A 19174-nucleotide genomic window follows, 5' to 3' on the forward strand; every position below is an offset into this window, starting at 1 on the left:
GCGATGTTCACCGGAATCGTCGAAGAACGCGGCAGTATCGTCGCGCGTGAAGACCTGTCCGACGCGGCGCGGTTCACCGTCCGCGGACCGCTGGTCACCAGCGATGCCGGTCACGGTGACTCGATCGCCGTCAACGGTGTCTGCCTGACCGTGGTCGAACTACGGCCCGGCGGTGAGTTCACCGTCGACGTGATGGCCGAGACCCTCAAGCGCAGCTCACTGGCCACCGTCAGTCCCGGCAGCCCCGTCAACCTCGAGCGTGCGATGCCCGCCGGTGGTCGTTTCGGCGGACACATCGTGCAGGGGCACGTCGACGGTGTCGGCACCGTCCAGACCGTGAACCAGGCGGAGAACTGGACCGTCGTGCGGATCGGTACCACAACAGCGGTTGCCCGGTACATCGTCGAGAAGGGCTCGATCACCGTCGACGGCGTGTCACTGACCGTTTCGGCCATCGGACCCGACTGGTTCGAGATCTCGCTCATCCCAACCACTCTCGATCTGACGACGCTGGGTGCGGCCGTCCCGGGGGTGGTCGTTAACCTGGAGGTCGACGTGATCGCCAAATACGTCGAACGGCTAGCCGCGATCGGAGCACAGCGATGAACAGTCCAACGGACGAGGTCGACGGCCTGCGCCAGACCACCAGGTTCGACACGGTGGAGCGCGCCATCGCCGATATCGCTGCCGGGAAAGCCGTTGTTGTCGTGGACGACGAGGACCGGGAGAACGAGGGCGACCTGATCTTCGCGGCCGAGAAGGCCACCCCCGAACTCGTGGCTTTCATGGTCCGCTACACCTCGGGATACCTGTGTGTGCCACTCGACGGTGCGGACTGTGACCGCCTCGGGCTTCCGCCGATGTACTCGATGAACCAGGACAAGCACGGCACCGCCTACACGGTGACGGTTGATGCCCGCGAGGGAATCGGAACAGGTATCAGCGCATCGGACCGCGCCGCCACCATGCGCCTGCTGGCCGACCCGGCGAGCACGGCGGGGGACTTCACCAGGCCCGGCCACGTGGTTCCCCTGCGCGCCAAGGAGGGCGGCGTGCTTCGTCGCCCAGGGCACACCGAGGCCGCGGTCGATCTGGCCCGGATGGCCGATCTGTCGCCTGCCGGGGTGATCTGCGAGATCGTCAGCCAGAAGGACGAGGGCGCGATGGCCCAGACCCCGGAACTGCGGGTGTTCGCCGACGAACACGACCTCGCGCTGATCTCCATCGCCGACCTGATCGCCTGGCGACGTCGCCATGAGAAGCATGTGGTCCGGGTGGCCGATGCCAGGATCCCGACCGCACACGGCACGTTCCGGGCTGTCGGCTACACCAGCATCTACGACGATGTCGAACACGTCGCGCTGGTACTGGGCGACATCGCCGGCGCAGACGGCGAGGGCAACGACGTGCTCGTGCGCGTCCACTCCGAATGTCTGACCGGAGACGTCTTCGGGTCACTGCGTTGTGATTGTGGTCCCCAGCTCGACGCCGCCCTGGAGATGGTGGCCGACGAAGGTCGCGGGATCGTCCTCTACATGCGGGGCCACGAGGGTCGCGGCATCGGCCTGCTGCACAAGCTGCAGGCCTATCAGCTGCAGGATGCCGGGTCGGACACGGTCGACGCCAACCTGGAGCTGGGGCTGCCTGCCGACTCTCGCGACTACGGTCTGGGGGCTCAGATCCTCGTCGATCTGGGTGTGTCGTCGATGCGGTTGTTGACGAACAACCCTGCCAAGCGGGTAGGCCTCGACGGCTACGGCCTGCATGTCACCGAACGAGTGCCGATGCCCGTGCGTCCCAACGCCGAGAACCTGCGGTACCTGCGGACCAAGCGTGACCGGATGGGTCACGACCTGGTCGGACTCGACGACGACCAGGGCCACCCCTTCAACGTGAGCGGAGGCAACCCCGCATGAGCGGCGCCGGAGAACCCGAACTCGAACTCGGTGACGCGAGCAGTCTGCGTCTGGCGATCGTTGCCTCGCAGTGGCATTCGACCATCTGCGAATCGCTGCTGAGCGGCGCCACCACGGCCGCGGCCAAGGCCGGGATCGACGCGCCGACGGTGATCCGTGTCGCCGGTGCCATCGAACTGCCCGTCATCGTGCAGGCGCTGGCCCGTACCCACGACGCCGTCGTGGCCCTCGGAGTGGTCATCAAGGGCGAGACGCCTCACTTCGAATACGTCTGCGATGCGGTCACCGCAGGTCTGACCCGGGTGTCGCTCGACGAGTCGACCCCCGTCGGCAACGGGGTGCTGACCACGCTGGACGAACAGCAGGCACTCGACCGTGCCGGACTTCCCGAGTCGAAAGAGGACAAGGGCGCCCAGGCCGCCACCGCGGCGATCGCATCGGCGCTGACCTTGCGGACACTCGCCCGAGACGACAACCCGGCCGAGGTCCGATGAGACTGCGTTCGACCGTGACCACGAACACCTCCGGCAGCCGGGACGAGGACCGTTGGCAGCTGGTGTACAGACCACGGAAGTCGCCGCGTTACGCGACCGTCGCGGCGGCCGCCATCATCATCGTCTTCATCGTGATCGCAGCGCTGCTTCGGGTCTCGGACACAGGGGCGTACTTCCGCACCTCCGACCAGGTCGCCATGGCGTTGATCGGTTGCGTGATCGGTGGGTCACTCCTCACCCTGACCCGCGCCCGCATCAGGGTCGGGGCGGAGGGCGTCGCGGTTCGGAACCTGTTGCAGGAGCGCATCTTCGACTGGAGCATCGTGCGCGGTGTCTGGTATCCGGACAGTGCGAACTGGGCGCGGCTGGAGCTCCCGGACGACGAACACGTCCCGGTACTGGCCATCCAGGCCAACGACGGTGAGAAGGCGATCGCGGCCATGAACGAGTTCCGTGCTCTGCGCGACCGATACACCCGCGACCCTGAACACTGACCTGGGCACCGTGGGTCCTCACCGGGGGCGACGGCCGCGTGTGCGGACTTGTCGGCGCGGGGTACTAGCCTGGAATCGTGCCTGACCCGTCTACGTACCGCCCGGCTCCGGGGAGCATTCCCACCCAGCCCGGTGTGTACAAATTCCGGGACATCCACCATCGGGTGATCTACGTGGGCAAGGCGAAAAGTCTTCGTTCGCGATTGACCTCGTACTTCGCGGACCTGTCCTCGCTGCACCCCCGTACGCGCCAGATGGTGACCACGGCGGCGTCGGTGGAGTGGACCGTGGTGTCCACCGAAGTCGAGGCCCTGCAACTCGAATACAACTGGATCAAAGAGTTCGACCCGCGTTTCAACGTCCGCTACCGCGACGACAAGAGCTACCCGATGCTCGCCGTCACGATGGCCGAGGAATACCCGCGGTTGTTCGTCTACCGCGGACCACGTCGCAAAGGGGTCCGCTACTTCGGTCCCTATTCGCATGCCTGGGCGATTCGCGAGACGCTCGATCTGCTCACCCGGGTGTTTCCTGCACGCACGTGCTCCTCCGGAGTGTTCAAGCGGCACAAGCAGATCGACCGACCGTGTCTGCTGGGTTACATCGACAAGTGCGCGGCCCCGTGCATCGGGCGCGTCAGCGCAGAAGAACACCGGACCATCGTCGAGGACTTCTGCGACTTCCTCGCCGGGCGCACCGATCGCATGATCAACAACCTCCAGGGCCAGATGGAACGCGCATCGGCAGACCTGGACTTCGAGCGCGCGGCCCGGCTGCGCGACGACATCGGGGCCCTGCGGCGGGCACTGGAACGGCAGGCCGTGGTGCTCGGAGACGGCACCGATGCCGATCTCGTGGCCATGGACGGCGACCAGCTCGAGGTGTCGGTGCAGGTCTTCCATGTCCGTGGCGGCCGCGTCCGTGGCCAGCGTGGGTGGATCGTGGAGAAGTCCGGCGACGACCAGATGGCCGAGCAGGTCGGACAGTTCCTCACGCAGTTCTACGGCGAGCAGGTCGATCAAGCCGACTCGATCGACGTGGAGGAGGGCCACGCGAAGGCCGACCCGGTACCCCGGGAGGTGCTGGTCCAGACGCTGCCCCCGAACGTCGACGAGGTCCGCGAATGGCTCTCGGGCCTTCGGGGGAGCAATGTGGACCTGCGCATCCCTCAACGCGGTGACAAAAGGGCGCTGATGGAGACCCTGGCGCGCAACGCCGCCGATGCCCTCAACCAGCACAAGCTCAAGCGTGCGGGTGACCTGACGACCCGGTCGGCCGCCCTCACCGAGATCCAGGACACCCTCGGCCTCGACACCGCGCCGCTGCGGATCGAATGTATCGACATCTCGCACGTGCAGGGCACGGACGTGGTTGCATCGTTGGTGGTGTTCGAAGACGGCCTGCCACGCAAGTCCGACTATCGGCACTACGCGATCCGTGAGGCCGCCGGGGACGGCCGGTCCGACGATGTCGCCTCGATCGCCGAGGTCACGCGCCGCCGTTTCCTGCGCCACCGTGCCGATGTCGCGGCCGCGGCTCCGGTGACAACCGCGGCGATCGGTGGGGGAACCGCGGCCGACGGCGTCGTCGAGGTAGATCCGAACGGGGGAGACATGGCGCCGGAAGCGGCGATCGACCCGAAGACGGGACGTCCGCGCAAGTTCGCCTACCCACCGAATCTGTTTGTCGTGGATGGCGGCGCACCGCAGGTGCATGCGGCGGCGGCGGTCCTGGACGAGTTGAACATCACCGATGTCGCGGTGATCGGTCTGGCCAAACGGCTCGAAGAGGTATGGGTGCCCGGCGACGACGATCCGGTCATCTTCCCCCGGACCAGCGAAGCGCTCTTCCTGCTGCAGCGGGTGCGCGATGAGGCGCACCGGTTCGCGATCAGCTTCCATCGCAGCAAGCGCAGCAAGCGGATGACCGCCTCGGCCCTTGACGGCGTGCCCGGGTTGGGAGCAACCCGGCGTGCGGCTCTCGTCGCGCACTTCGGGTCGGTGGCCAATCTCCGGCAGGCCACCATCGAACAGATCTCCGAGGTCCCCGGGATCGGCCAGACCACCGCTCGGGCGGTGCAAGAGGCACTTGTCGAACATAATCAGGGCAGTGAACAGACAGGATCCGCCAGGTGAGTGAATCGCAGGCCGGCACCACAACCGGTGCCCCGGGGCTGACCGAGGTGTTGCTGGTCACCGGACTGTCCGGTGCCGGCAGCAGTACTGTGGCGAACCTGCTGGAAGACGCCGGCTGGTACGTCGTCGACAACGTCCCGCACACCTTGATCAGGTCGATGGTGGACGTGGCCCGCCGCGACGACTCCGCCATCTCCCGGATGGCCATCGTGATGCGTATCCAGATCGACTCCTACGCCTCGGCCCTCGATGCCTTGCGCTCCGAACTGGTCGAGACCGGTGTCGATCCCAAAGTGGTGTTCATCGAGGCGTCCGACCAGGTGCTCGTACAGCGGTTCGAGCAGGTACGTCGCCGACATCCGTTGCAGGGCAACGGCACTCTGATCTCGGCCATCGCGACCGAGCGGGCGATGCTGGCTGCGGTGAAGGAACGGGCGGATCTTGTCATCGACACCTCGAACCTGTCGGTGGCCAGGTTGCGGGTGATCATCGAGGGCGCATATGCGAACGCGTCGGTCGCGGACGTGAGCGTGGTGGTCGAGTCGTTCGGGTTCAAGTACGGGCTGCCGATCGACGCGGACATGGTGGCCGACGTTCGTTTCCTGCCCAATCCGCACTGGGTGCCGGAGCTCCGCGACCACAACGGTCTCGAGGAGCCGGTGCGTGACTACGTCCTGGGTCAGGAGGGCGCCGATGAGTTCCTGGAGAAATACGAGCAGATCTTGAGACTGGTCGGTGCGGGATACCGGCGCGAAGGCAAGAGGTACATGACGGTGGCCATCGGATGCACCGGCGGAAAGCACCGAAGCGTCGCGATGAGCGAGGCCATCGCCGCCCGATTGTCGTGCCCGGCAGACGGTGCGGCCGCTTTCGCGGTGCGGGTGGCCCATCGGGATCTGGGCCGCGAATGACCGGCCGCGACCCCTCGATCGTCGCGCTGGGTGGGGGGCATGGTCTGTACGCCACCCTCACCGCCATGCGTCGGTTGAGCAGCAACGTGACCGCCGTGGTGACGGTCGCCGACGACGGCGGATCGTCCGGACGACTGCGGTCCGAACTCGGCGTCCTGCCGCCCGGTGACCTCCGGATGGCCATTGCCGCTTTGCTTGCTGCCACCGAACCAGAGGGCCGGGATGTCGCCGGGGTGGCCGGTGCACAGCCACCCGAGGAGTGGGCCGCGCTGTTGCAGCACCGTTTCGGCGGGCGCGGAGCTCTGGCCGGCCATCCGGTCGGAAATCTGTTGCTCGCCGGGCTCACCGAGGTCACCGGTGACGCGGTCAAGGCGCTGAAGATGATCACCACACTCTTCGGTGTGCAGGGCAGGGTGTTGCCGATGTCGGCCACCGCCCTCGACATCGAAGCCGATGTGTCCGGGCTCGAAGCCGACCCGCGGATCAGCCATTCGATCCGCGGTCAGGTCGCGGTCGCGACCACGCCGGGAAAGGTGCGCCGGGTCCGGTTGCTGCCGCACCAGCCGCCGGCGTGCCCGGAGGCCGTCGACGCCATCGACGGCGCCGACCTGGTGGTCCTCGGCCCGGGGTCCTGGTTCTCGAGCGTGATCCCGCATGTGTTGGTACCCGAGCAGCTCGCCGCACTCAAACGGACGGCTGCCCGCAAGATCCTCATCGTCAACCTCGCACCCGAACCCGGTGAGACGGCCGGTTTTTCGGTTGAACGCCACCTGCACGTCCTACTCGCTCACGCCGACGATTTCCGGGTCGACCACGTGGTCGTGGACTCGGCGTCGGTGCCGTTCGGACGCGAACGTGAGCATGTGGAACGAGCTGCCGCGAAGTTCGGAGCCACCCTGCACGACGGCGAACTGGCAGTCCCTGGCACCCACACCCATGACCCCGCTCGCGTGGCGGCTCTCATCGCCGGCCTGTGCGATAGTGAAGCCGCCAGTTACAGATCGATAGTTCCAAGAACCACAGAGGGAGACGGCGTCCGGTGGCGATGACATCCGCGGTCAAAGACGAATTGAGTCGTCTGGCGGTCACGCAGGTGAGCAGCCGCAAGGCAGAGGTCTCGGCTCTGCTGCGTTTCGCGGGCGGACTCCACATCGTCGCGGGACGAGTGGTGGTGGAGGCCGAGGTCGACCTCGGCAACGTCGCGCGGCGGCTGCGCCAGGCGATCTTCGACCTCTACGGGTACAACTCCGAATTCCACGTCCTCAGTGCCGGCGGCATCCGCAAGAGTGCCCGGTACATCGTCCGCGTCACCAAGGACGGCGAGGCCCTGGCCCGTCAGACCGGTCTGCTGGACATGCGTGGCCGGCCCGTGCGCGGCCTACCGGCCCAGGTGGTCGGCGGCACCATCGGTGACGCCGAAGCTGCTTGGCGCGGAGCATTTCTCGCGCACGGATCGTTGACCGAGCCTGGCCGTTCCTCGGCCCTGGAAGTCAGCTGCCCCGGACCGGAGGCCGCGCTGGCCCTGGTGGGTGCAGCTCGGCGACTCGGCGTCACCGCCAAGGCCCGTGAGGTTCGCGGCGCCGACCGCGTGGTGATTCGCGACGGCGAGGCCATCGGCGCGCTGCTGACCAGGATGGGAGCGCAGGACACCCGGCTCACCTGGGAAGAGCGCCGGATGCGCCGCGAGGTGCGTGCCACCGCCAACCGCCTTGCCAATTTCGACGACGCCAACCTGCGTCGGTCGGCGCGAGCCGCTGTTGCTGCTGCCGCCCGGGTGGAGCGCGCTCTCGAGATCCTCGGCGACCAGGTGCCCGATCACCTGATCTCGGCGGGACAGCTCCGGATCACCCACCGGCAGGCATCGCTGGAGGAGTTGGGCCAGCTCGCCGATCCTCCGATGACGAAAGACGCTGTGGCGGGCCGTATCCGGCGTCTGCTGTCGATGGCCGACAAAAAGGCGCGGACCGAAGGCATCCCCGACACCGAGTCGGCGGTCACCGCCGATCTGCTCGACGACGACTGACGAGCGCGGCCGGGCGCTTCGGCGTCCCATCACACCCGGTGCCAGGACCGGGCGTGCCTGGCTGTTCGGGGCCGACTAGGCTGATCACTGCCGCAGAGGCCGGGAGCCACACAATGGCCCAGCACACCGCATAGCTAAGGAGCTCACAGTGACCGTTCGGGTAGGCGTCAACGGATTCGGCCGGATCGGCCGCAACTTCTTCCGTGCCGTGGAAGCACAAAAGGCGTTGGGCACCACCGACGTCGAGATCGTCGCCGTCAACGACCTCACCGACAACGCGAGCCTGGCTCATCTGCTCAAGTACGACTCCATCCTGGGCCGCCTGCCGCAGGACGTCTCGCTCGAAGGTGACGACACCATCGTCGTCGGCGATCAGAAGATCAAGGCGCTGTCGTTGCGCGAAGGCCCGTCGGCGCTCCCGTGGGGTGACCTCGGTGTCGACGTCGTCGTCGAGTCCACCGGAATCTTCACCGATGCTGCCAAGGCGAAGGGCCACCTGGACGCCGGCGCCAAGAAGGTCATCATCTCCGCGCCCGCCAAGGGCGAGGACATCACCATCGTGATGGGCGTCAACGACGACAAGTACGACGGCAGCCAGAACATCATCTCCAACGCGTCGTGCACCACCAACTGCCTCGGCCCCATCGCCAAGGTCCTCGACGACGAGTTCGGCATCGTCAAGGGTCTGATGACCACGATCCACGCCTACACCCAGGACCAGAACCTCCAGGACGGACCGCACAGTGACCTCCGTCGTGCGCGCGCTGCCGCTCTGAACGTCGTCCCGACCGGCACCGGTGCCGCCAAGGCGATCGGGCTCGTGCTCCCGCAGCTGCTCGGCAAGCTCGATGGTTACGCACTCCGCGTGCCGATCCCGACCGGCTCGGTCACCGACCTCACCGCGAACCTCAAGAAGTCGGCCAGCGTCGACGAGATCAACGCCGCGATGAAGGCTGCCGCCGAGGGTCCCCTCAAGGGCATCCTGAAGTACAGCACCGACCCGATCGTGTCCTCCGACATCGTCACCGACCCGCACTCGAGCATCTTCGACGCGCCGCTGACCAAGGTGATCGACGACCAGGTCAAGATCGTGTCGTGGTACGACAACGAGTGGGGCTACTCAAACCGCCTCGTCGACCTCATCGGCCTGGTCGGCAAGTCACTGTAATCCGGTCCTTCCAGCGCCAGGAGACGACGTACCCGTGACCACCTCGGTTCCCACCCTCGCCGATTTGCTCGAGACCGGAGTGGAAGGAAGGACCGTGCTGGTCCGTTCCGACCTAAACGTGCCTCTCGACGGCGGCAAGATCACCGACGCCGGACGCATTGTCGCGTCGGCGCCGACCATCAAGGCTCTGTCCGACGCAGGTGCCAAGGTCATCGTGACCGCACACCTGGGCCGTCCGAAGGGGGCGCCCGACCCGGCGTTCTCCCTCGCGCCGGTCGCCGAGCGTCTCGGCACCGAGTTGGGCCGCAACGTCCAGCTCGCCGGTGACGTGGTCGGCGGGGACGCACTGGCCCGGTCGGAAGGTCTGACCGACGGCGACGTGCTGCTGGTCGAGAACGTGCGGTTCGATCCGCGCGAGACCTCCAAGGACGCAGCCGAGCGCGAGAAGCTCGCCAAGGCGCTGGTGGAGTTGACCGGTGACGAGGGCGCGTTCGTCTCCGACGGATTCGGTGTGGTGCACCGCGAGCAGGCATCGGTGTACGACGTGGCAAAGCTGTTGCCGCACTACGCCGGTGGCCTGGTCGCAGCCGAGGTCGAGGTTCTGGCCAAGCTGACCACCGACACCGCCCGGCCATACGCGGTGGTGCTCGGCGGCTCCAAGGTGTCGGACAAGATCGGCGTCATCGAGGCCCTGGCACCCAAGGTCGACACCCTGGTGATCGGCGGCGGTATGGCATTCACCTTCCTCGCCGCACGTGGCCTGTCGGTCGGTTCGTCGTTGCTGCAGGAAGACCAGATCGAGGTCTGCAAGTCCTTGCTCGAGCGGTTCGGAGACGTCATCCACCTTCCGGTGGACGTGGTCGTGGCCGACAAGTTCGCGGCCGACGCCGAGGCCAAAACCGTGTCGGCAGAAGAGATCCCGGACGGATGGATGGGCTTGGACATCGGTCCCGAGTCGGTCAAGCGCTTCGCGGCGGTGTTGCACGAGGCCAAGACCGTGTTCTGGAACGGTCCGGCCGGTGTCTTCGAGTTCGAGAAGTTCGCCGCCGGCACCAAGGGTCTGGCCCAGGCGATCATCGAAGCCACCAGCGGGGGAGCGTTCTCCGTGGTCGGCGGCGGCGACAGCGCGGCGGCGGTCCGGACCCTCGGTCTCCCCGAGGACGGGTTCTCGCACATCTCGACCGGCGGCGGTGCGTCTCTGGAGTATCTCGAAGGCAAAGAGTTGCCCGGACTGAAGGTGTTGGAGAACTGAGATGGCCAATCGTAAGCCGCTGATCGCAGGCAACTGGAAGATGAACCTCAACCACCTCGAGGCCATCGGTCTGGTGCAGAAGATCGCATTCGCGTTGCCCGCCAAGTACTTCGACAAGGTCGACGTTACGGTGATCCCCCCGTTCACCGACATCCGTAGCGTGCAGACGGTTGTCGACGGCGACAAGTTGCTGTTGACCTACGGTGCGCAGGACCTTTCGGCGCACGATTCGGGTGCGTATACCGGCGAGATCAGTGGCGCGTTCCTGGCCAAACTCGGGTGCACATTTGTGGTGGTCGGGCATTCCGAGCGGCGCACGATGCACGCGGAGACCGACGACGTGGTGCTCGCGAAGACCAAGGCAGCGCTCAAGTACGAGCTGACCCCCATCGTCTGTGTCGGCGAAGGCCTCGAGGTGCGTGAGGCCGGTCAGCACGTCGACCACAACATCGCGCAGCTCAAGGGATCGCTTGCAGGTCTGTCCGCCGAGGACATCAGCAAGGTTGTCATCGCCTACGAACCCGTGTGGGCCATCGGCACCGGCCGTGTTGCCAGTGCCGCCGACGCCCAGGAGGTGTGCGCAGCGCTGCGTGCCACGCTCGCCGAATTGGCCGACGCCAAGGTCGCCGACTCGGTGCGCATCCTCTACGGCGGATCTGTGAATGCCAAGAACGTCGGCGAGATCGTCGGACAGACCGACGTCGACGGTGCCCTGGTGGGTGGCGCGTCGCTCAAGTCCGACGAGTTCGCCACCCTGTCGGCGATCGCCGCCGGGGGACCGCTGCCCTGACCAACCGATTTTGTGCCCTCTTGGCGGTGCTGACCTGCGGGTTTGTTCGCCAAAAGGGCACAATTCTGGGATGGGGGACGCGGCCGGTACAGTTGAAGATCGGCCGTCAGTACAACTCTTTGATAGGAAACGACACGTGAAGCTTGCCCTGGACATCGGACTGGTGGTCACCAGCGTCTTGTTGATCGTGTTGGTCCTGCTGCACCGCGGCAAGGGCGGCGGACTCTCGTCGCTGTTCGGCGGCGGTGTGCAGTCGAGTTTGTCCGGCTCCAGCGTTGTCGAGCGAAATCTCGACCGCCTCACAGTGTTCGTCGGCGTCATCTGGCTGATCTTCATCCTCGGCATCGGTCTGGACATCAAACTCTCGTAACTTCGGCGGACACGGGCCATGTCCGAGATGCGCGAGCACGGACCGGCCAGAGATACTTGACCGGTGACTGACAAGCGCCCCATCGTGCCCCGTCCGGAAGCCGGCAGTACCGACCGCGAGCTCACCGAACCACTCCGCGAGGATATTCGGTTGCTCGGCGGGATCCTCGGGCAGATCGTGCGCAAACACGCCGGAGAAGACACCTTCGAACTGGTCGAGAAAGCGCGCGTCGAGTCGTTCCGGATCCGCCGCGACGAAATCGACCGCACCGAACTCGAAGACCTCTTCCGCGACATCGACGTCCAGGACGCGATCTCGGTCATCCGGGCGTTCAGCCATTTCGCCTTGCTCGCCAACCTCGCCGAAGACATTCACCGCGAGCGTCGCCGCGCCATCCACGTGCGCGCCGGCGATCCTCCGCAGGACTCGAGTCTCGCCGCCACATATTCGAAGCTGTCTGCCGCGGGTCTGACCGATGAGCAGGTGGGATCTGCGTTGGCAGATGCGACCGTGGTGCCCGTGATCACCGCCCACCCCACCGAGACCCGACGTCGCACGGTCTTCGAGGTGCAGCGCCGCATCACCGATCTGATGCGCTTCGCCGGACGTACGGAACTGACACCCGCTGAGCGCGACGAGGTTCACACCGCGCTGAACCGGCAGATCCTCACGCTGTGGGAAACCGCGTTGATCCGACTGGAGCGTCTCCAGATCCAGGATGAGATCGAGGTGGGTCTGCGGTATTACGATGCGGGATTCTTCGAGGTCATTCCCCGGGTCAATGCCGAGCTACGGGCGTGGCTCCAAGAGCACTATCCAACTGCGGGCATCGTCGACGATCCGATTCTCCGGATGGGCTCATGGATCGGTGGAGACCGCGACGGTAATCCGTTTGTCACCGGTGAGATCGTGGGCATGGCCACCCGGCGTGCCGCTGAAACCGCTGTGGCACACCATCTTTCTGAATTGACCACCCTGGCACAGGAATTGAGCCTGACATCGCGGCTGACGGAGGTCGACGACGAGGTGTTCACCCTCGGTGGCGTGGAGCGTGGAACCCCCGACGCCGACGAACCCTATCGCCAGGCATTGCGGGCCGTTCGGCGTCGATTGGCTGCAACCGCCGGTTCGTTGTTCGACGATCGTTTTGTGGCCGTCAACGACGGGGGCTTCCCCAAAGACGGTGCCGAGACGTACGCCGATGCCGAGCAGTTGCTGGCGGACCTCGACATCATCGATACGTCACTACGGGCGAACGGCGACGACGAACTCGCCGATGACCGATTGCTGACTCTGCGCGAAGCCGTGCGCGCGTTCGGATTCCACCTTTCCGGCCTGGACATGCGGCAGAACTCGGACATGCACGAGGAGGTGGTGGCCGAACTGCTCGCCTGGGCCGGGGTCCATCACGACTACACGTCGTTGTCCGAGCACGAGCGGGTCGAGTTGCTGACGACGGAACTGAGCAACCGTCGACCACTGGTCGGGCCCGGCGCCACACTGTCCGAGCTCGCCGACAAGGAGCTCGCGATCGTTCGAGCCGCAGCCTCCGCGGTCGCGGCTTTCGGTCCGCAAGCCGTTCCGAACTACGTCATCAGCATGTGCACATCGGTCAGCGATCTGTTCGAGGCGATCGTGCTGCTCAAGGAAGCAGGCCTGTTCGACCCCGGTGACGCGAAGACACCTCCGACATCGACCGTCAGGGTCGTCCCTCTCTTCGAGACCATCGAGGATCTGCAGCAAGGCGCGGCCACTCTTCTTGCAGCACTGGATGTTCCGCTGTACCGCGCGTTGGTTGAACAGCAGGAGGGCATGCAGGAGATCATGCTCGGCTACTCGGACTCCAACAAGGACGGAGGGTATCTCGCCGCGAACTGGGCGCTCTACCGCGCCGAACTCGACCTTGTCGAAGCCGCCAAGAAGGCCGGAATCCGGTTGCGGCTCTTCCACGGCCGGGGCGGTACCGTCGGCCGAGGGGGTGGGCCGAGCTACGACGCGATCCTCGCCCAGCCGCCGGGCGCCGTCCAGGGGTCGCTCCGCATCACCGAGCAAGGTGAGGTGATCGCGGCCAAATACGCCGAACCCGTTGTCGCCCGGCGCAATCTCGAGACGTTGCTGGCCGCGACCATCGAGTCGTCGCTCCTGGACACCGAGGGCCTCGGAGAAGAAGCGGAAGCGGCGTACGCGGTGCTCGACGAACTCGCTGCGCTGGCTCGCCGTACCTACAGCGAGCTGGTTCACGAGACACCTGGATTCGTAGAGTATTTCGTGAACTCGACACCTCTGTCGGAGATCGGGTCGCTGAACATCGGTAGCCGTCCGGCGTCTCGCAAGCAAACCGAGAAGATCTCTGACCTCCGTGCGATCCCGTGGGTGCTCTCGTGGTCTCAGGCTCGGGTGATGCTGCCCGGGTGGTACGGCACGGGTTCGGCCTTCGAACAGTGGGTGGGAGACGACAGCAGCCGGCTGGAGACGTTGTCGGACTACTACGAGCGCTGGCCGTTCTTCCGAACGGTGATGTCGAACATGGCGCAGGTGATGGCAAAGTCGGATCTCGGGCTGGCCGAACGTTATTCGCGACTCGTCCCGGATGAGGACCTGCGTGCCAAGGTCTTCGGGATGATATCTGCCGAGCATGAACGCACAACGGCTATGTACTTCAAGATCACCAAGACGGACGATCTCCTGGCCGACAACCCAGCGCTCAAACGGTCGGTCTTCAACCGTTTTCCGTACCTCGAGCCGCTGAATCACCTCCAGGTGGAGCTTCTGCGGCGTTACCGCGGCGGGGACGACTCCGAGCTGGTCCGCCGCGGCATCCAGCTCACGATGAACGGTCTGGCAACGGCTCTGCGCAACAGCGGCTGACGGCTCGCCTGGCCGGTCCGGTCGGCCAGGCGCCCCATCACTCGCGCAGGGCCGCGTTCAATCGTGCCGCCTGGCGCGTGAGGTGGTCACGTTCGGGCATGCTGGGCGCCGATCGGGCGGCGTCGGCATACAGTCGCGCCGCGGTCTGGATGTCGCCGTCGCGTTCGTGCAGGTAGGCGCAGACGGCCGTATACCGGGGCAGTGCAGTGTCGAGCCCGGCGAGGGCTGCCAGCCCGGCTCGCGGTCCGTCCGCCTCACCGACCGCCACGGCGCGATTGAGCCGAACGATCGGGCTGTCGGTGAGTCGCACCAGTTCGTCGTACCACTCCACGATCTGCACCCAGTCGGTCTCCGAGGCCGATCGGGCGTCGGCGTGCAGGGCAGCGATGGCGGCCTGTGCCTGGAACTCGCCCAGGTTGTCGCGGGCGAGCGCGTTCTGGAGTACGTCGACTCCCTCGGCGATCATCCCGGTGTCCCAGAGGCGCCGGTCCTGATCGGCGAGTGGCACCAGGCCGCCGTCGGGGCCTATCCGTGCCGGCCGCCGGGCGTGGTGGAGCAGCATGAGTGCGAGCAGGCCGGAGACCTCCTCCTGCCGCACCATCGCATCGAGCTGACGGGTCAGTCGGATGGCCTCACCGGCCAGGTCGATGTCGCCGGAATATCCTTCGTTGAACACCAGATAGAGCACCCGGAGCACTGTTGCGAGGTCACCGGGCTGGTCGAAGCGGACGTCTGACACGGTTCGTTTGGCTCTGCTGATCCGCTGGGCCATCGTTGCCTCGGGGACGAGATAGGCCTGCGCGATCTGCCGGGTACTCAGGCCGCCGATCGCCCGGAGGGTGAGCGCGACGGCCGACGCCGGCGTGAGAGATGGGTGGGCGCAGAGGAAGTACAGGTGGAGCGTGTCGTCGGCGATCTGTCCAGGGCCGGGTGGCGGCTCGTTCTCCACACGGACCTCACGGTCGCGCCGAGCGTTCTCCGACCGCACCGAGTCGAGGAACTTGCGCCAGGCGACAGTGACCAGCCAGCCTTTCGGATCCCGTGGAGGATCAGTCGGCCACAGCTTCATCGCCTCCACCAGTGCGTCCTGCACGGCGTCCTCGGCCGTCGCGAAGTCGACTCCGCGACGTACGAGGACGCCGATCACAGCAGGCGTGAGGTTCCGTAAAAGAGCCTCATCCACCGCGTGTCACTCCGTGATCGCGGTGGGTGCGGTGAGGAAGGGGCGTACCTCCAGCCACTCGCGAAGAGGTTCACCGCCCGCGCCGGGCGCAGCAGACAGTTCGGCAGCGAGCTCGAGAGCACGGTCATAGCTGTCGACATCGATCGCCATCCAGCCTGCGATCAGATCCTTGGTCTCAGCGAACGGGCCGTCGGTGACCGGCGGGCGACCCTCACCGTCGTAGCGCACGAACGTGCCCTCCATCGACAGCGCCTGGCCGTCCACGAACTCGCCGTTGCGTTGCAGGCGGGTCGCGAAGTCCTCCATGAACTGCATGTGGGCGGACACCTCCTCGGGCTTCCACTGGTCCATCGGTGTGTCGAACAGCGGTGCCGGGCCACCCCGGTAGTGCTTGAGCAACAGGTACTTGGCCATCTTCTTCTCCTTGGTGGGTACGGCCCATTGTGGCCGTTTCACTACGGGGACGGAGTCGCTCGGTGCTTCTCGACATCGGCTTGTCCATGAATTCAGAAAATGTGCCGGACGATGTGAGACGATTACGCAAAACAGTCTCAACCTTTGCTCTACCCCGAGGAGAACCTGTGTCCGCGACACTGCCAGACCAGCGTGTACCCGTCCCCGGTTTCCCGTCGGCCGTCAAGTACAGCGCGGCCCAGGACAACCGGTGGCTCAGGACCGTCCGTCGAGCAGCTGCCAAGACAACTGGTCGCGACCTCTTTCCGACGGACGAACAGATCCGGACATTCGCCGAAGACATGTTCCGCAGCGACCCGGTGGCCGAACGATTTGTCGACGAGGTGTACGGCGAGCTTGGAGCGCCCGCTGCCCGCGCCCTTCTCGACAAGGCCTTGACCGACGGGCTCGATTCCATCGAAAACCCTCCCGCGGCGATGAAGGCGCTGTTCGAGGAATTCGAGACCGTCCCCGAGTGGGTGGATCCGGCGATGATCGCCGAAGGAGAGGCCATCTGGCGTCGATGGGGCACCTCGCTCTTCAGCGTGGCGGGTGGCATCACCTTGGAGATGTACACCGAGGCGGCTGTGGCCACTCCGCTCTCGTTGGCGGGCGGTTACGCCGGGGACAACGCCCTGCGTAGGTTCCTCGAGACGGCCCGTTTCTGGATCGACGTGTCCGAACCGGACGCCCTGCTCACACCGGGGTCCGCGGGCCGCGCCACGGCCATGCGCGTGAGGGTGATGCACGTGTGGGTGCGGCGAAAGGTCGCCGAGCATCCCGAATGGGACACCGAGCGCTGGGGTGTGCCCATCAGCCAGTCGTATCAGCTGTTGACGTTGCTCGGTGGCAGCGTGGTCCCGGCGATGGCTCTCTGGCTGGTGGGTGTGCAGACCTCGCTCCGGGAGATCAGGGTGCTGTTGCACTATCAGCGCTATCTCGGTCATCTCCTGGGCGTCCGCATGCAGTGGTATCCCGAATCGATCGCCGACTCGCTCCGGCTCCTGGCGTTGGTCAACTCCACCCGCAGTTACGACGCGGGCGATCACGGCGCCGAACTCATCGAATCGTTCCCAGCCGCTTTTGCACCTCGAGATGGTCACACCGGTGTTCGCCGCTTGCGGGAAAAGTACAACGCCACAATGTATTCCGCCTATTCGGCGGTTTTCATGATGCCGTGGACGCGCCGCCGGTACAACATGCCGAGTGCGGTGCCCGGGATTGCCTGGATCATCGCGCGACTGCCTGCGGTGGTGCTGATCGAAACCGTGCGCCGGATCTGCCCTCCGTTCGCCCGGCTCCACGAGACGATCATGCGCAAACACCGGGAGAACTGGCACGACGCGCAGATGGAAGGCCGGTCGGCCGAATTCGACGCCAGCGGGGGATTGCGCCGCTGATCAGGTGAGCTGCGACGCCGCGTCCGGGTCGACGAACCACACGGTTGCGTCCGTGCCGTGCGCCCCGGCACACGGCCAGTCCAGAGGATCGGCCCCGCCGACTCCGGCGGCCACCGCCTCGGCCTTCTCGGCACCGGACACCAGGAACCAGACCTCGCGGGCCCGGGCGACAGCGGGGAACGTCAGCGTGATCCGCTGGGGCGGTGGCTTGGGTGAGTCGGTGACGGCGACCACGGTGGCGTCGGCTTCGGCAGTGGCCGCACTGTGGGGGAACAAGGAGTTGATGTGCCCCTCACCGCCCATCCCGACCAGATGGACGTCGAACTCCGGTACCAGATGGCCGTCGCCGGCTTTCGACGACAACGTCGCCGCGTAATCGGCCGCCGCCGCTTCGATGTCGTCGCCGAAATCGCCATCGGACGCAGCCATGACAAACACCCGATCCGGTTGCACCGGAACGTGATTCAGTAGCGCAGCATAGGCCTGCCCGGCATTCCGTTCGGGGTCGTCGGTGGCGACGAACCGTTCGTCACCCCAGTAGATGTCCACCGCGGACCAGTCGATGTCGCCGGAGTCCTCGGCCAGAGCTTCCAGCAGGGCGATTCCATTGCTACCCCCGGTCAGCACCACCGAGGCGCTGCCGCGCGCCGCCTGCGCCGAGGTGACCGTGGCGATGAACCGCGCCGCCACCGATTCGACGAGCGCGGACTTGTCCGCGCAGTGGATCACCTGCGCATCGGCGGTCATGCGTGCACCTTGTCTTTCGCTCGGGTCAGCCCATCGACGCCCTGCAGGGCGAGGTGGTAGATCTCGTCCGGATCGAGTCGCCGCAGTTCTTCGGCGAGGCAGTCGCGGATGTCACGACCGGGTAGGGCCACCTTGCCGTCCGGCTTGCCCGGGATGGAGATGATGGCCTGGTTGCTCATACCGACGCACAGCACCAGCGGTCCGGCCTCGCGTTCGAGGGTCACCTTGAAGCTGCCGACCGATCGGGTCACCGGCACGTCCAGAACGGCATGCAACCAACCGGCGAGCAGGTCGACCGCGGGAGATCCCGCAGGGCCCTCGACCTCGGCGGACACCGCTGCACTGTGCGGCGGTTGATCCAGCGCCGAGGTGAGCAAGGCGCGCCAAGGGGTGATCTGGGACCACGCGATGTCCGAATCGCCGGGGGAGTACGTCCTCAGTCGCTCGGCGAGGGCGGCGGGCACATCGGGTGCTTTGTTGGTGTCGGTGATACGGCGCCTTCCGAGCTGCCCCATCGGATCGGCGGCAGGATTCTCGGGTGGTTGGCCCGGCCACCACGTCACCACCGGCGTGTCTGGCAGCATGAACGGGATGACCACGCTCTCACCGTGATTCGCCAATTCGCCGTAGAGATGCAGCACCACCACCTCCGAGGCGCCTGCGTCGCCGCCGACCCGGATCTGTGCGTCCAGTCGAGACTTCATCCGACGGTCGCCACACGACACCACGATCACCCGGCAGGGATGCTCGCGGCTGGCCTCGTTGGCCGCGTCGATCGCGCCTTCGGTGGGTTCGCCTTCGTCCGAGCAGACGAGCAAGGTCAACACCCGGCCCGACGTGAAAGCACCGCCGGCATCACGGATCTTGATGAGTTCCTTGCTGATCGCGGTGGTGCTGGTATCGGGCAGTTCGACAATCACGACTGGACCTCCTTCGTCGGCATGACTACAACTCCTTGGTCGCACTCGCA

General features: G+C 66.1%; 18 protein-coding genes. 14 read left to right on the forward strand and 4 right to left on the reverse strand.

The genetic code is table 11. The features are described from left to right. Positions 1 to 3: 3 nt before the first annotated feature. From KXR83_RS10350 to ppc, 13 genes are all read left to right on the forward strand, one after another. Positions 4 to 606, forward strand: a complete 603-nt coding sequence (locus tag KXR83_RS10350) for a riboflavin synthase (protein WP_437424754.1) — start codon at positions 4 to 6, stop codon at positions 604 to 606. Continuing rightward, positions 603 to 1916 carry a bifunctional 3,4-dihydroxy-2-butanone-4-phosphate synthase/GTP cyclohydrolase II gene (locus tag KXR83_RS10355; RefSeq protein ID WP_437424755.1) on the forward strand — a complete coding sequence of 438 codons (1314 nt, stop codon included), beginning with the start codon at positions 603 to 605 and terminating at the stop codon, positions 1914 to 1916. Before KXR83_RS10350 ends, KXR83_RS10355 begins: the two co-directional genes overlap by 4 nt. Next, positions 1913 to 2410 (forward strand): 6,7-dimethyl-8-ribityllumazine synthase, encoded by a 498-nt coding sequence (gene ribH, locus KXR83_RS10360; protein WP_062798011.1) that lies wholly within the window; start codon positions 1913 to 1915, stop codon positions 2408 to 2410. The genes KXR83_RS10355 and ribH overlap by 4 nt, the downstream gene beginning before the upstream one ends. 14 nt (positions 2411 to 2424) lie before the next feature. After that, a complete protein-coding gene (locus tag KXR83_RS10365) occupies positions 2425 to 2904 on the forward strand; it encodes a PH domain-containing protein (RefSeq protein ID WP_437424756.1) in 480 nt (159 codons plus the stop codon). Positions 2905 to 2981: 77 nt separating this feature from the next. After that, the gene (uvrC, locus tag KXR83_RS10370) at positions 2982 to 5039 is read left to right on the forward strand and encodes an excinuclease ABC subunit UvrC (protein WP_437424757.1); all 2058 of its coding nucleotides are present in this window, start codon (positions 2982 to 2984) and stop codon (positions 5037 to 5039) included. Continuing rightward, entirely contained in the window at positions 5027 to 5950 is a 924-nt protein-coding gene (gene rapZ / locus KXR83_RS10375) for an RNase adapter RapZ (protein WP_437424949.1), read from the forward strand. Before uvrC ends, rapZ begins: the two co-directional genes overlap by 13 nt. Next, a complete protein-coding gene (locus tag KXR83_RS10380; RefSeq protein WP_437424758.1) occupies positions 5947 to 6999 on the forward strand; it encodes a gluconeogenesis factor YvcK family protein in 1053 nt (350 codons plus the stop codon). Before rapZ ends, KXR83_RS10380 begins: the two co-directional genes overlap by 4 nt. Beyond that, on the forward strand, positions 6990 to 7973 hold the full coding sequence (whiA, locus tag KXR83_RS10385) for a DNA-binding protein WhiA (RefSeq protein ID WP_023959419.1): 984 nt from the start codon (positions 6990 to 6992) through the stop codon (positions 7971 to 7973). Before KXR83_RS10380 ends, whiA begins: the two co-directional genes overlap by 10 nt. Positions 7974 to 8121: 148 nt before the next feature. Beyond that, positions 8122 to 9141, forward strand: a complete 1020-nt coding sequence (gene gap / locus KXR83_RS10390) for a type I glyceraldehyde-3-phosphate dehydrogenase (protein ID WP_437424759.1) — start codon at positions 8122 to 8124, stop codon at positions 9139 to 9141. 34 nt (positions 9142 to 9175) lie between these two features. Further along, complete coding sequence (locus KXR83_RS10395) at positions 9176 to 10393, forward strand: phosphoglycerate kinase (RefSeq protein WP_030163118.1); 1218 nt, start codon at positions 9176 to 9178, stop codon at positions 10391 to 10393. 1 nt (position 10394) lies between these two features. Next, positions 10395 to 11183, forward strand: coding sequence for a triose-phosphate isomerase (tpiA, locus tag KXR83_RS10400; protein WP_437424760.1), 789 nt, complete (start codon positions 10395 to 10397; stop codon positions 11181 to 11183). A gap of 136 nt (positions 11184 to 11319) precedes the next feature. Further along, the gene (secG, locus tag KXR83_RS10405) at positions 11320 to 11553 is read left to right on the forward strand and encodes a preprotein translocase subunit SecG (RefSeq protein WP_023959413.1); all 234 of its coding nucleotides are present in this window, start codon (positions 11320 to 11322) and stop codon (positions 11551 to 11553) included. 63 nt (positions 11554 to 11616) lie between these two features. Next, positions 11617 to 14421 (forward strand): phosphoenolpyruvate carboxylase, encoded by a 2805-nt coding sequence (gene ppc / locus KXR83_RS10410; RefSeq protein ID WP_437424761.1) that lies wholly within the window; start codon positions 11617 to 11619, stop codon positions 14419 to 14421. A 37-nt stretch (positions 14422 to 14458) separates the two neighbouring features. On the opposite strand, the gene KXR83_RS10415 is transcribed toward ppc, so the two are convergent. Beyond that, entirely contained in the window at positions 14459 to 15604 is a 1146-nt protein-coding gene (locus KXR83_RS10415) for an RNA polymerase sigma factor (protein WP_437424762.1), read from the reverse strand. Positions 15605 to 15610: 6 nt separating this feature from the next. After that, positions 15611 to 16018 (reverse strand): YciI family protein, encoded by a 408-nt coding sequence (locus KXR83_RS10420; protein ID WP_030163110.1) that lies wholly within the window; start codon positions 16016 to 16018, stop codon positions 15611 to 15613. A gap of 167 nt (positions 16019 to 16185) precedes the next feature. Between KXR83_RS10420 and KXR83_RS10425 the strand changes: the two genes are divergently transcribed. Then, entirely contained in the window at positions 16186 to 17457 is a 1272-nt protein-coding gene (locus KXR83_RS10425; protein ID WP_437424763.1) for an oxygenase MpaB family protein, read from the forward strand. On the opposite strand, the gene pgl is transcribed toward KXR83_RS10425, so the two are convergent. Both pgl and KXR83_RS10435 read right to left on the reverse strand, forming a co-directional pair. Further along, positions 17458 to 18204 carry a 6-phosphogluconolactonase gene (gene pgl, locus KXR83_RS10430; protein ID WP_437424764.1) on the reverse strand — a complete coding sequence of 249 codons (747 nt, stop codon included), beginning with the start codon at positions 18202 to 18204 and terminating at the stop codon, positions 17458 to 17460. Next, on the reverse strand, positions 18201 to 19124 hold the full coding sequence (locus KXR83_RS10435) for a glucose-6-phosphate dehydrogenase assembly protein OpcA (protein ID WP_437424765.1): 924 nt from the start codon (positions 19122 to 19124) through the stop codon (positions 18201 to 18203). The genes pgl and KXR83_RS10435 overlap by 4 nt, the downstream gene beginning before the upstream one ends. Positions 19125 to 19174 lie beyond the last annotated feature (50 nt).

Source organism: Williamsia muralis (genome assembly GCF_051487485.1).
GTDB lineage: Bacteria > Actinomycetota > Actinomycetes > Mycobacteriales > Mycobacteriaceae > Williamsia > Williamsia muralis_B.